This window comes from Spongiactinospora sp. TRM90649 (assembly GCF_029382225.1).
In the GTDB taxonomy this organism is placed as follows: Bacteria; Actinomycetota; Actinomycetes; order Streptosporangiales; family Streptosporangiaceae; genus Spongiactinospora.
Window position 1 is genome coordinate 58,813 of sequence record NZ_JARLTC010000038.1, and the last position, 12,955, is coordinate 71,767.

Genomic DNA, 12,955 nt, shown 5'->3' on the forward strand with positions numbered 1-12,955 from the left:
ATGACGTCTCGCGACGACCTGCGCGTCGGCGACGCCGAGCGTGACGAAACGATGTCGGCCCTGCGCGAGCACTTCGCCCAGGGCCGCCTGACCAGCGAGGAACTGGACGAGCGCCTCGGGCTCGCGCTCGGCGCGAAGACCCGCGGCGACCTCGCCAGGCTGTCCGAAGACCTGCCCCCGGCGCATGCCGTCGCGGAGCACGACCCGTCGGCGGGACCGATGTTCGATCCCCGCCGGTTCCGCCCTCCCATCCCGCCGATGCCGCCCGTTCCGCCGCTTCCGCCGCTCGCGCCGAACATGCGTCACCACCGCCACGGTTTCCCGCCGATCATCCCGATCGTGATCCTGGCCGCCATGGTGGTCATCATGACCCCCGGTGTGGCCCGTCGCCATCGGCGCGTTCGCACTGTTCTTCCTGGTCGGGGCCGGACGCTCACACCATCACCGGCACCACTGGCGGCACCATCGCGACCAGTGGCGCCGTTCCCGCCGGTGAACCGGGGCCGTGCGGCTCAGCCCATCTCTTCGAGCCTGCGGCCCTTGGTCTCCCGCACGAAGAACAGCACGAACAGGAACGACAGCACCGCGAACGTGGCGTAGCCCACGTAGGCCCCTGCCAGGTTCCACTCCGACAGGCTCGGGAACGTCACGGTGATCAGCCAGTTGGCGATCCACTGCGCCGCCGCGGCCACCGAGAGCGCGGTCGCGCGGATGCGGTTGGGGAACATCTCCCCCAGCAGCACCCAGACCACGACACCCCACGACATCGCGAAGAACAGCACGAAGACGTGCGCCGCGATCAGCGCCACCATGCCCTGCGTCTCCGGCAGGGTGACCTGCTCGCCTTTGTGCACGGCGGCGCTGAAAGCCCAGGCCGCCGTGCCGAGCGCCACCGCCATGCCGGCCGAGCCGGTCAGCAGCAGCGGCTTGCGCCCCGCCCGGTCGACCAGCGCGATCGCGATGAACGTGCCGACGATGTTGATGATCGAAGTGGAGAAGCTGATCAGCAGCGACTGCGTCTGCTCGATGCCGACCGACTGCCACAGCGACGCCGAGTAGTAGAAGATCACGTTGATGCCGACGAACTGCTGGAACATCGACAGCAGGATGCCGACCCAGACGACGCCGAGCAGCCCGAAGGCCGGTCCGCGCAGATCGCGCAGCGTGGGCCGGCGCTCCGACTTCAGCACCGAGTCGATCTCGGCGATCCGGGCCTCGGCGTCCACGTCGCCGCCCTCGACCTCGCGCAGCACCCGCCGCGCCTCGCGGGTACGGCCCGCCGCCACCAGGAACCTCGGCGACTCCGGAATGATCGTCGCGAAGAGCAGGAAGAGCAGCGCGGGCACCAGGCACGCGCCGAGCATCCACTGCCACGCCTGGATGGGCCCGAGATAGTTGTTCACGTTCCCGCCCGCGAGCTGGGCGATGACGTAGTTCACCAGCTGCGAGGTGGCGATGCCCAGCACGATCGCGAGCTGCTGGAAGGACCCCAGCCTGCCCCGGTAGGCGGGCGGCGCGACCTCGGCGATGTAGGCAGGTCCGGTCACCGACGCCATCCCGATCGCCACGCCCGCGAACACGCGCCAGATGGCGAGGTCCCAGATCGCGAACGGCAGCGCCTGCCCGATCGAGCTGACCGCGAAGACCAGCGCGGCGATCTGCATGGTGCGGGTGCGGCCCAGCCGGTCGGCGATCCGGCCCGCGAACCACGCGCCCACCGCCGAGCCGAGCAGCGCCGCGGCCACCGTCGAGCCGGTCTCGACCGGCCCCACCTCGAAGTGCTTCTGGATGCCGGTGACGGCACCGTTGATCACCGCGCTGTCGTAGCCGAACAGGAACCCGCCGATGGCGGCGGCGGCCGCGATGAACACGACGTGGCCGAGATGCTCCTGGTGGGTGCTCGCCGTAGGTCTCGCCATGCCAACCCTTACCCCGAGATCGTCCACCTATTCGGACGGTGACCTGGAGTACCTACCCAGTGCGCCTCCGTGCGCACATTCAGTCACAATCTAGGGTCGACCGGCTCCGACTCCAGCGCGAGCACCGCGAACACCGGCTCGTGGACGCGCCACAGCGGCTCGCCGTCCACCAGCCGGTGCAGCGACTCCAGGCCGAGCGCGTACTCGCGCAGCGCCAGCGAGCGCTTCCTGCCGAGCACGCGCCCCCGCAGCCGGTCCAGGCCCTCGGTGTAGTCGGGGCCGTAGACGATCCGCAGGTACTCCCGCCCGCGCACCTTGACGCCCGGCTGGATCCGGCCCCGCTGGTGACCGGCGGGCTTGACGACCATCCCCTCGCCGCCCGACGCGGTCAGCTCCTCCCACCACGCCGTCGCCGCCTCGCGGGACTCCTGGGAGGCCAGGTCCACCACCACGTTCCCGGTCGGCGCGATGAGGTCCGACTCGGCGCGGGACAGCATGGCCAGGTGCCAGGCGTGCGGCTCGGCCACGGCGGTGACGCGTCCCTCGCAGGCCAGGATCTGGAACGGCGCGAGCCGGACGCCGGTGAGCCCGTCCACCGGACGGCAGTACCGGGCATACGCGTCGCGGAATCGGGCAGCGTTGCTCTGACGGCGCCGGGCGCGACCGAGCGACCCGCTCACATCCAGGCCGCGCCCGGCCGCCGCCTCCAGCGCGGCGACGACCTCCGGCAGCGCGGCGCGGGCCGCCGCGCCGACCGACGCGTACTGCTCACGGATCAGCCCGCCCGCCTTGGCCGACCACGGCAGCAGCTCGCAGTCCAGGACCAGCCAGTCGGTGTCCAGCGTGTCGAACAGCGGCGTCAGGTCCGCGCGCAGCCGGGTCACCAGCTCGCCGGCCAGCGCCGGATCGGTGAAGAACGGGCGTCCGGTGCGGGTGTAGACGACCCCGCGGGCTCCGTCGTCCACGCCGAACCGCGCCGCCGCCGCCTCGGGCGTGCGGGCCACCACCGCCACGGCCCGCGAGCCCATGTGCTTCTCCTCGCACACGACCTCGGTGACCCCGGCGGCCCGGAACTCCTCGAACGCCTCGGCCGGATGCTCCAGGTATCCGTCGAGCGCGGAGGTCTCCGGCGGGGCCATGGTCGGCGGCAGGTAGACCAGCCAGCGCGGATCGACCGCGAACCTGCTCATGATCTCCAGCGCGGCGGCGGAGTTCTCCTCGAAGATCTTGACGCGCCCGCCGTCGCGGCAGTCCACGTACCGCCGGCCGGTGACGTCGCCGATGGCCAGCACGCCGGGGTCGCGTGCGGCCCCGCGCCCGAGCGGGCGCACCGGTTCGTACCAGACCTGCTCGGCGGGTACGGAGACCAGCTCGCGGGAGGGGTAGCGCAGCGCGGTCAGGCTGCCGCCGAAGACGCAGCCGGTGTCCAGGCAGATGGTGTTGTTCACCCAGACGGCCTCCGGGATCGGCGTGTGGCCGTAGACGACCATGGCGCGGCCCCGATACTCCTCGGCCCAGGGGTAACGCACCGGCAGGCCGTACTCGTCGGTCTCGCCCGTGGTGTCGCCGTACAGCGCGAAGGAGCGGACGCGGCCCGAGGCCCGCCCGTGGTACTCCTCCTTCAGGCCCGCGTGCGCGACCACCAGGCGCCCGCCGTCGAGCCGGTAGTGACTGATCAGGCCCTCGGTGAAGGACTTGACCAGCGCGGTGTACTCCGGCGGCTCCGCCTCCAGTTGCGCGAGCGACCGCTCCAGGCCGTGCGCGACGGTGACCTTGCGCCCGGCGAGCGCGGCGGCCAGCTTCTGCTCGTGGTTCCCGGCCACGCACAGCGCGGTCCCGGCCGCCACCATGCCCATGACCAGCCGGAGGACGCCCGGGGTGTCCGGCCCGCGGTCCACGAGATCGCCGACGAAGACGGCGGTGCGGCCCTCGGGGTGGCTCGCGCCCACGGCCCTGCCGTCCGCCCGCTCGATGACCCAGCCCAGCGTCGAGAGCAGGGTCTCCAGCTCGGCGCGGCACCCGTGGACGTCGCCGATGACGTCGAACGGGCCGGTCAGCTCGCGCCGGTCGCTCCAGGCCTTCTCCCGCGAGACGGTGACCGCGCCGATCTCTTCCACGCCGTTCAGCACGTGGACCCGGCGGAACCCCTCCTTGGCGATGCCGCGCATGGACGCGCGCAGCGCCTTGCGCTGGCGCACCACGACGTGCGGGCCGAAGTCGCGCTCGGGGCGCGCGGCGTTGCGCTCGACGGCCACCCGCTCGGGCACGTCCAGCACGATGGCGTCGGCCAGCACGTTGTGCGACCTGGCCAGGTCGATGAGCACCCGCCGGTCCTCGCGCTGCACGCTGGTGGCGTCCACCACGGTCAGCAGGCCCCTGCGCAGCCGCGTGCCGGCGATGTAGCGCAGCACGTCGAAGGCGTCGCGGGTGGCGGCCTGGTCGTTCTCGTCGTCGGCGACCAGGCCCCGGCAGAAGTCGGAGGAGATCACCTCGGTGGGCGCGAAGTGCCGGGCGGCGAACGTGGACTTGCCGCTCCCGGACACCCCGACCAGCACGATGAGCGACAGTTCGGGCACGCCGATCTCGGTGCCCGCGCGTTCCTCCGGTGCCCGCTCGGTCATGAGCCCGCTCCCTTCCCGGCGACGGCGCGTGCTTCCGCCCGCGCGAACACGGCCATCTGGGTCGGCGGCCCCAGCTCCGGGTCCTCCTCGCCGACCGGCCTGAACGTGACGCCGTAGCCGTACCGCTCGGCGGCCGCCGTGGCCCACGCGGCGAACTCGGCCCGGCTCCACTCGAACCGGTGGTCGGGGTGCCGGTGCCCGCGCAGCCCCTCGTAGCGGACGTTGTACTCGGCGTTCGGCGTGGTGACGATGACGTGCCCCGGACGGGCTGCGCCGAGCACCACTCGCTCAAGGGCGGCCAGCCGGGGCGGGTCCACGTGCTCGACGACCTCCATGAGCACCGCGGCGTCGAACCCGGTGAACCGGTCGTCGGCATAGGTCAGCGCGCCCTGGAACAGCTCCAGACGGCCTCGCTGGGAGTCCGGCGCCCGATCGGTGCGCAACCGGCGCGCGGCCATCGACAGGGCGCGTGTGGAGACGTCCACGGCCGCGATCCTGGTGAACGCCGGACGGCGCAGCAGCTCGGCGGCCAGCTCCCCCGACCCGCAGCCGAGGTCGGCCACCGTGCGGGCGCCCGTCTCCTCCAGGACGGCCAGCACCGCCTCCCTGCGCAGCACGTTCAGGGGGCGCTTCGGCTCCGGGGCCTCGGCGGCCTCGGGTTCCTCCTCGACGGGAGGGTCCAGCGTCTCCTCCACGTCGTCGCCGAGCTCGGCCAGCCGGGCGAACGCGGTGCGTTCCAGCGCGCGGCGGCGGCCCAGGTAGCGGCGGGTGATCAGGCCGCGCGCGGGGTGGGCGGCCAGCCAGCCCTCCCCGGCGCGGATGAGCTTGTCCACCTCGTCGGCGGCGATCCAGTAGTGCTTGGCGTCGTCCAGGACGGGCAGCAGCACGTACAGGTGGTTCAGGGCGTCGGCGAGGCGTACGTCGCCGCGCAGCGTGAGCCGCACGTAGCGGGAGTCGCCCCACTCGGGGAAGCCGGGGTCCAGCGGGACGGGGGACGCCTCCACCCGCCAGCCGAGCGGCTCGAACAGCCGGTGGGCGAGTTCCGGGCCGCCCCGGCAGGGCAGCGCGGGCAGGCCGATCTCCAGCGGGAGGGTTCCGGCCGCGGCCTGCGGCCTCATGTCGCAGCGCCCGGCCCGCGCGGTGCGGAAGACGTCGGCCAGGGCGACGGCCAGCAGCGACGAGGCCGCGTACGGCCGGTCGTTGACGTACTGCCCGAGCGAGAAGTCGGGCGAGGACCGGCCCCGGGTGCGCGCCAGGTGCACCGGGTCCACGTCCAGGAGCAGCGCGGCGGTGCACCGGTCGTCGCCCGCCTCGGGGTAGAAGACCGTCGCCTCGCCGAAGGACCGCGCGAAGGTCTGCACCCGGTCTGGATGCTTGTGCAGCAGGTAACCCAGATCGGTGGCGGGCGGGGCCGTCGTGGCAATCGTCAGCAGCACGCCCGACAGTCTGGCGCACTGAAATGTCGCATGCGACCGGATATGCCCGCCCGCAGCGGCCTTCCGGCCGGACGCGGGGCGGAAGCCTCCAGGGCCGGTACGGCATGCCGCACCGGCCCCGGCGGGCCTCACACGTGCGGCATGACCTCCGCCGCCAGCAACTCCAGATGGTCCAGGTCGGCCAGGTCGAGAACCTGGAGGTACATCCGCGTGGCCCCGGCCCCGGCGTAGGCGCCGATCTTCTCGACCAGTTCCTCCGGCGTGCCCGTCAGGCCGTTGGCGCGCAGTTCCTCGGGCTCGCGCCCGATCGCGGCGGCCCTGCGCACGACCTCGGCCTCGTCCCTGCCGCAGCACACCACCTGGGCGGCCGACAGGACGATCGGCGCGCGCCCGGCGGCCTCGCAGGCCGCGCGCACGTTGTCGTAGGCCGCCTTGGTCTCGTCCAGCGCGCGGAACGGCACGTTGAACTCGTCCGCGAAGGCCGCGGCCAGCCTCGGCGTCCGCCGCGCCCCGGTGCCGCCGATGATGATCGGCGGCCTGGGGCTCTGCACCGGCTTGGGCAGCGCGGGCGAGTCGGCCACGTGGTAGTGCGAGCCGTCGAAGGAGAAGGTCTTGCCCTGCGGCGTCTGCCACAGGCCGGTGATGATCTCCAGTTGCTCTTCCAGCTTCTCGAAACGCTCGCCGAGCGGCGGGAACGGGATGCCGTACGCCGTGTGCTCCTCCTCGTACCATCCGGTGCCGAGGCCGAGCTCGATCCGGCCGCCGCTCATCTCGTCCACCTGGGCCGCGCTGATCGCCAGGACGCCCGGCAGCCGGAACGTCGCCGAGCTGACCAGGGTGCCGAGCCGGATCGTGGAGGTCTCCCTGGCGAGGCCGCCGAGGGTGACCCACGAGTCGGTGGGCCCGGGCAGGGGGTCACCGCCCATGTTCAGGTAGTGGTCGGAACGAAAGAACGCGTCGAACCCCAGCCGCTCAGCGGCCTTGGCGACCTGGAGCTGGTCGTCATAGGTCGCGCCCTGCTGCGGCTCGGTGAAGATCCTCAACTTCATGGGGCTAATTATCCGGGCAGATCGGACCGTAACCGTGGAGCGACCCCCGTACAGGTACGAGTACTTGCTAACCTTCGTTCTTGACACTCTGGGTAGTCAGACCGGCACGCGGGGCGATCGCCGCTCCGGCCGGACACTAGGAGGCGGGGATGAGCGAGCGGCTGCCGGGCACTCCCCCGCGCTCGGTGGTCACGGTGGCGTTCCTGCTGCTCTTCGGCGCGACCGGCGCCGCGCTGTGGCTGCTGCCCGGCCCGGTCCCGGTGGCCGGGGCCGCCCAGGCGGTGCGCGGCGCGGTCGCGATCAACGCGGCCACCGAGCTGACCGGCATGGAGCACACCCGCAGGCTGGTCGTGCAGCCGCCCCGGCCGGGTCCCTCCGGCCTGCTGCTGTTCGCCCGCACCGCGACACGGCCCAAGTTCGACCCGGTCGCGGCCACGCGCCGCTCCGGCGCCCGCTGGGTGCTGCTTGGGCATCTCAACGCGACCGGCCCGAGCGGGTGCCAGCCCCGCTGGGGCGGTGTGCGCGACCTGGATGACGACCCGGTCGCCCGGCGGCTGGGCGCGCTGCGCGCGGCGGGCGGCCACGCCGCCCCGGCGTTCGGCGGGCACTCCGGGCGCGAACTGGCGGCGGCGTGCGCCGACCGCGCCGGCCTCATCGCCGCCTACCGGCGGGTGATCGACGCCCTCGACGCCACGCACCTCGACTTCGAGATCGCCGGGCCCGACGACCCGCGCGTCGCCGCGTACCGGGCGGACGTCCTGGGCGAGCTGCGCCGCGAGGCCGCCGAGCGGGGCCGTACGCTCACCGTCAGCTTCTCCCTGCCGCTCTCCCCGGGCGGGCTGTCGACGGCCGACCGGCGGCTGCTCGCCGCCACCGGCGACGCCGTGGACACGGTGAACCTGCTCGCGCCGCTGCGGCCGTCCGCCGACGGGCGGCACCTGCGGGAGCTGGCCTCGGCGATCCGCCAGGCCCGCGCCCAGATCGTCGAGGCCCTGGCCCTGCCCGCCGGAGACGACGGCTGGGGACACATCGCGCTGACCACGACGCTGAGCCGCACCGCCGACCTCAGCGCCGCCGACGCCCGCACGCTGGCGGGCTACGCCGAGCGCAGGAACCTGGCCTGGCTGTCGTTCCGCGGCGCGCGCCCGGGGCCGGGCGTCACCCGCGCCCTGGCCCGCCCGACGCGGTGAGCAGCGCCACGCACTCCACGTGGTGGGTCATCGGGAAGGCGTCGAAGGCGCGCAGCGACTCAAGGGTGTGACCGTGTCCGGCGAACAGCGCGATGTCCCTGGCCATGGTGGCCGGGTCGCACGAGACGTAGACGATCCGGCCGGGGGCGAGCGCGACGATCCCGGCGACCACCTCGCGGCCGAGCCCGGCGCGCGGCGGGTCGGCGACCACGAGGTCCGCGCCCTGCTCGGCGAGACGCTCCAGGACCCGCTCCACCCGGCCGCGCTCGATCCGCGCCTGGGGCAGCCCGCTCAGGTTGCGCCGGGCGTCGCGGACGGCGGGGGTCTCCGACTCGACCCCCACCACGGCGCCCTCGTGCCCGACCGCGTCGGCCAGGCCCGCGGTGAACAGCCCCGCGCCGCAGTACAGATCGACGGCGCGCTCGCCGGGACGCGGATCGGCGAAGCCGAGCACCACCCCGAGCAGGGTCTCCGCCGCCCCCGGGTGCACCTGCCAGAACCCGCTGCCGGTCACCTCGAACGAGCGCTCGCCGACCCGTTCGCGGAGCGTGCCCTTCCCCCTGACGGCCTCGGTGCGGCCCCGCCCCTCGTCGACGAGCACCGCCGCGGGCGCGTCGAGATCCGGCACTGCGACGCCCCTGCGCCCCTTCGGAGTCACCACCACGGCGCGGTCGCCCTCGGAGGAGGCGATCACCTCGACGTAGGAGGCGCCCCGCCAGGACTTCGTCTCCACCCCGGCCGCCTCGGCGTCCGGGTGCGCGATCAGGCAGGCGTCGACCGGCTCGATGTCGTGGGAGCGATGCCTGCGCAGCCCGGCCACGCCGTCCGGCCGGACGGCGAAGCGGACCCTGGTGCGCCAGCCGAGCCCCTCGGGAGCGCCGGGCACCTCCTCCACCACGACCTCGCGTTCGATCCCGGCCAGGCGGGCGAGCTGCTCGGCCACCACGGCGGCCTTGAGCGCGCGCTGGGCGGGCAGGGCGGCGTGCTGCCAGTCGCAGCCGCCACAGCGGCCCGGCCCGGCGTACGGGCAGGGCGGGGTCACCCGGTCGGGCGAGGGGTCGAGGATCTCGACGGCGTCGGCCCGCAGGAACCTCGCGGTCTCCTCGGTGACCTCGGCGCGCACGCGCTCGCCGGGGAGCGCGTGCCGCACGAAGACCACCCGGCCCTCGTGGCGGCCCACGCACCAGCCGCCGTTGGCGACGCGGTCGACGGTCATCTCCAGCAGTGTCATGAGTTCGTTCCGATGTGCTCGTCGCGGCGGGGTTCTTCCCATGGGCGGCGCACCGCTCCTGGGGCGAACGGCTCCGGTCTGCCCTTGAGCCGGAGCGAGGAGTGCAGTTGCCAGGGCACGCTGGTGACCATGACACCCGGCATGAACAGCAGGCGTCCCTTCAGGCGCAGCGCGCTCTGGTTGTGCAGGACATGTTCCCACCAGTGGCCGACCACGTACTCCGGAATGTAGACGGTCACCACGTCGCGGGGCGAGCGGCGGCGCAGCGCCTTGACGTATTCCAGGATCGGCCGGGTGATCTCCCGGTACGGCGAGTCGAGGATCTTCAGCGGCACCGGCAGGCCCAGCCGCTCCCATTCCTCCAGCAGCGCCTGCGACTCGCGGTTGTCCACCCCGACGGTGACCGCCTCCAGCGTGCTCGGCCGGGTGGCGCGCGCGTAGGCGATGGCCCGCAGGGTCGGCTTGTGGATCTTGGAGATCAGCACGATGGCGTGGTTGCGCGCGGGCAGGGTCTGCTCGCCGTCCTCGGCGTCGGCCGGCAGCGCGAGTTCCTGGGTGATGTGGTCGTAGTGCGTCCGGATGCTCCTCATGATCACGAAGAGCACCGGCATGGCGAGCACCACGATCCAGGCGCCCAGCATGAACTTGGTGATCAGGACCACGATCAGCACCAGCCCGGTGAGGATCGCGCCGAACCCGTTGATCATCCGGGAGCGCTGCATGCGCCGCCGCGCGGCCGGCTCGGTCTCCGTCCGCAGCAGGCGGGTCCAGTGGATCACCATGCCGATCTGGCTCAGCGTGAAGGAGACGAACACCCCCACGATGTAGAGGTGGACCAGGGCGCTCGGGTTGGCGTTGAAGGCGAAGATCAGCAGGCAGGCGAACGCCGCGAGCAGGATGATGCCGTTGGAGAAGGCCAGCCGGTCGCCCCTGGTGTGGAGCTGGCGCGGCAGGAAGCGGTCCTGGGCCAGGATGGAGCCGAGCACTGGGAAGCCGTTGAAGGCGGTGTTGGCCGCCAGGAAGAGGATCAGCGCGGTGATCGCGCTGATGTAGACGAACCCGATCGTGTCGTGGCCGAAGACGGCGGAGGCCACCTGGGGCAGGATCGGCTCGTTGGTGTAGCCCGGCCCCGCCGGCTGGCCGTTGATCAGCAGGTTCTTCGAAGGCACCTCGGCGGCCTTGACCCCCGACGCCAGCGCCAGCGTGACCACGCCGACGAACATCGACACCGCGATGAGGCCCATCATCAGCAGCGTGGTGGCGGCGTTCCGGCTCTTCGGCTTGCGGAACGCGGGCACGCCGTTGCTGATCGCCTCGACCCCGGTGAGCGCGGCGCAGCCGTTGGAGAACGCGCGCAGCAGCATGAAGGCCAGCGCCAGCCCGGCGAGCTCGCCCTCGTTCTCAGGGATCACCTCGAAGCCCGCGCTCGGCGCGCGCAGGGTCTCGCCCAGCACGCCGATCTGGAGCAGCCCCCAGGCGATCATCCCGAGTACGCCGATGACGAAGGCGTAGGTGGGAATGGCGAAGAAGCCGCCGGACTCCCGGATCCCGCGCAGGTTCATCAGCGTCAGCAGGACCACCATGACGATCGCGATCGCCACCTTGTGCTCGGCCACGAACGGGATGGCCGAGCCGATGTTGTCCACTCCGGAGGAGACCGAAACCGCGACGGTGAGCACGTAGTCGACCAGCAGCGCGCTGGCCACGGTCAGGCCCGCGTTCGGTCCCAGGTTGGTCATGGCGACCTCGTAGTCGCCGCCGCCGCTCGGGTAGGCGTGGACCGTCTGCCGGTACGAGGCCACCACGGTGAACATCAGCACCACGATCGCCACGGCGATCCACGGCGAGAACAGGTAGGCCGCCACCCCGCCGACCGACAGGGCGACGAGGATCTCCAGCGGGGCGTAGGCCACGGACGAGAGCGGGTCGCTCGCGAAAACCGGCAGCGCGATGCGCTTGGGCAGCAGTTGCTCATGCAACTGGGTGCTGCGCAGCGCCCTGCCCACCAGGAGGCGCTTTACGGCATCGGTCATTTTCGACACGCCTGCCGATCGTAGTCGGCCGGATGACGCACGTCTCCGGGGACACTGCCGCGCCGCTCCCAATACGCGCCATACTTACTACTGGCAGCTATTCGGACCGCCTGAAACGGATACCGGCGGGGGAGAATGCATATTGTGATCATGGGCTGTGGCCGGGTCGGTTCCACCCTGGCGCACATCCTCGAGGACAACGGCCATTCCATCGCCATCGTCGATCGGGACCCCCAGGCGTTCCGCCGTCTGCGCGCGGGCTTCCGCGGCCGGCGGGTCACCGGGATCGGCTTCGACCGCGACGTGCTGGAAGAGGCGGGCATCGGTACGGCCGGTGCCTACGTCGCGGTCAGCAGCGGCGACAACTCCAACATCATCTCGGCCCGCGTGGCGCGCGAGACCTTCGGCGTGGAGAACGTCGTCGCCCGCATCTACGACCCGCGCCGCGCCGAGGTGTACCAGCGGCTGGGCATCCCGACGGTGGCCACCGTCCGATGGACCGCCGACCAGATCCTGCGGCGCATCCTGCCCGAGGGCGCCGAGCCGCTGTGGCGCGACCCCACCGGCACCGTGGTGCTGGCCGAGGTCGCCTGCAACGCCGGTTGGATCGGCACGCGCGTGGCCGACCTGGAAGTCGCCGCGGGCACCCGGGTGGCGTTCGTCAACCGGATGGGCGAGGCGCTGTTGCCCAAGGGCGACACGGTGGTGCAGGAGGGCGACATACTGCACGTCATGGCGGCGGCGAACGACATGGACCGGATCAACAAGGTGCTCTCCGGCGCACCGGAGGGGGATCACTGATGCGCGTGGCGATCGCGGGCGCCGGTGCCGTCGGCCGTTCCATCGCGGCGGAGCTGCTGGAGAACGGCCACGAGGTGCTCCTCGTGGACAGCGACCCCAAGGCCATCAAGATCGACAGTGTGCCCCGCGCCGAGTGGCTGCTCGCCGACGCCTGCGAGATCTCCTCGCTGGACGAGGCGGGCCTGAACAACTGCCACGTGGTGATCGCGGCCAGCGGCGACGACAAGGTCAACCTGGTCGTCTCGCTGCTCGCCAAGACCGAGTACGGCGTGCCGCGCGTGGTCGCCCGGATCAACCACCCGAAGAACGAGTGGCTGTTCAACGAGTCCTGGGGCGTCGACGTCGCGGTGTCCACGCCGCGCCTGCTGTCGGCCCTGGTCGAGGAGGCGGTCAGCGTCGGCGACCTGGTCCGGCTGATGACCTTCCGCCAGGGGCAGGCCAACCTGGTCGAGCTGACCCTGCCGGAGGACGCTCCGGTGGTCGGGCAGCGCTCCGGGTCGGTGCCGTGGCCGGCCGACTCGGCGCTGGTGGCCATCCTGCGCGAGGGCCGGGTGCTGGTGCCGAGCGCCGACGACCCGCTGGAGGCGGGCGACGAGCTGCTGTTCGTGGCCTCACAGGAGGTCGAACGGGAGCTCGCCCAGTTGCTGGCGCCGCACTAACGGGCCCTCCGGGGCC

At 72.5% G+C, this 12,955-nt stretch carries 10 protein-coding genes; 4 read left to right on the forward strand and 6 right to left on the reverse strand.

Going from position 1 to position 12,955, the window contains the following annotated elements; translation table 11 throughout:
• Entirely contained in the window at nt 1-600 is a 600-nt protein-coding gene (locus tag P3X83_RS35510; protein WP_277309735.1) for a DUF1707 domain-containing protein, read from the forward strand.
• Here P3X83_RS35510 and P3X83_RS35515 read toward each other — a convergent pair.
• The 4 genes from P3X83_RS35515 to P3X83_RS35530 all read right to left on the reverse strand — a co-directional run bounded on the left by P3X83_RS35515 (nt 513) and on the right by P3X83_RS35530 (nt 7,025).
• The gene (locus P3X83_RS35515) at nt 513-1,919 is read right to left on the reverse strand and encodes a sugar porter family MFS transporter (protein WP_277309736.1); all 1,407 of its coding nucleotides are present in this window, start codon (nt 1,917-1,919) and stop codon (nt 513-515) included. The two genes, P3X83_RS35510 and P3X83_RS35515, sit on opposite strands and share 88 nt — an antisense overlap.
• An 83-nt stretch (nt 1,920-2,002) precedes the next feature.
• Nucleotides 2,003-4,540, reverse strand: coding sequence for a polynucleotide kinase-phosphatase (locus P3X83_RS35520; protein ID WP_277309737.1), 2,538 nt, complete (start codon nt 4,538-4,540; stop codon nt 2,003-2,005).
• A complete protein-coding gene (locus tag P3X83_RS35525) occupies nt 4,537-5,976 on the reverse strand; it encodes a 3' terminal RNA ribose 2'-O-methyltransferase Hen1 (protein WP_277309738.1) in 1,440 nt (479 codons plus the stop codon). Before P3X83_RS35525 ends, P3X83_RS35520 begins: the two co-directional genes overlap by 4 nt.
• Before the next feature lie 128 nt (nt 5,977-6,104).
• Nucleotides 6,105-7,025, reverse strand: a complete 921-nt coding sequence (locus P3X83_RS35530; RefSeq protein ID WP_277309739.1) for an LLM class F420-dependent oxidoreductase — start codon at nt 7,023-7,025, stop codon at nt 6,105-6,107.
• Between the two features lie 149 nt (nt 7,026-7,174).
• Here P3X83_RS35530 and P3X83_RS35535 point away from each other — a divergent pair, with 149 nt between their 5' ends.
• Complete coding sequence (locus P3X83_RS35535) at nt 7,175-8,215, forward strand: hypothetical protein (protein ID WP_277309740.1); 1,041 nt, start codon at nt 7,175-7,177, stop codon at nt 8,213-8,215.
• Here the strand turns inward: P3X83_RS35535 and P3X83_RS35540 are convergent.
• The gene (locus P3X83_RS35540; protein ID WP_277309741.1) at nt 8,184-9,446 is read right to left on the reverse strand and encodes a class I SAM-dependent RNA methyltransferase; all 1,263 of its coding nucleotides are present in this window, start codon (nt 9,444-9,446) and stop codon (nt 8,184-8,186) included. The two genes, P3X83_RS35535 and P3X83_RS35540, sit on opposite strands and share 32 nt — an antisense overlap.
• Nucleotides 9,443-11,479: an APC family permease gene (locus tag P3X83_RS35545; protein WP_277309742.1), complete on the reverse strand. Its 2,037-nt coding sequence runs from the start codon at nt 11,477-11,479 to the stop codon at nt 9,443-9,445. Before P3X83_RS35545 ends, P3X83_RS35540 begins: the two co-directional genes overlap by 4 nt.
• 135 nt (nt 11,480-11,614) lie before the next feature.
• Here P3X83_RS35545 and P3X83_RS35550 point away from each other — a divergent pair, with 135 nt between their 5' ends.
• Together P3X83_RS35550 and P3X83_RS35555 are read left to right on the forward strand one after the other, a co-directional pair.
• Nucleotides 11,615-12,280 (forward strand): TrkA family potassium uptake protein, encoded by a 666-nt coding sequence (locus P3X83_RS35550; RefSeq protein WP_277309743.1) that lies wholly within the window; start codon nt 11,615-11,617, stop codon nt 12,278-12,280.
• A complete protein-coding gene (locus P3X83_RS35555; RefSeq protein WP_277309744.1) occupies nt 12,280-12,939 on the forward strand; it encodes a TrkA family potassium uptake protein in 660 nt (219 codons plus the stop codon). The genes P3X83_RS35550 and P3X83_RS35555 overlap by 1 nt, the downstream gene beginning before the upstream one ends.
• The last annotated feature ends 16 nt before the right edge of the window (nt 12,940-12,955 follow it).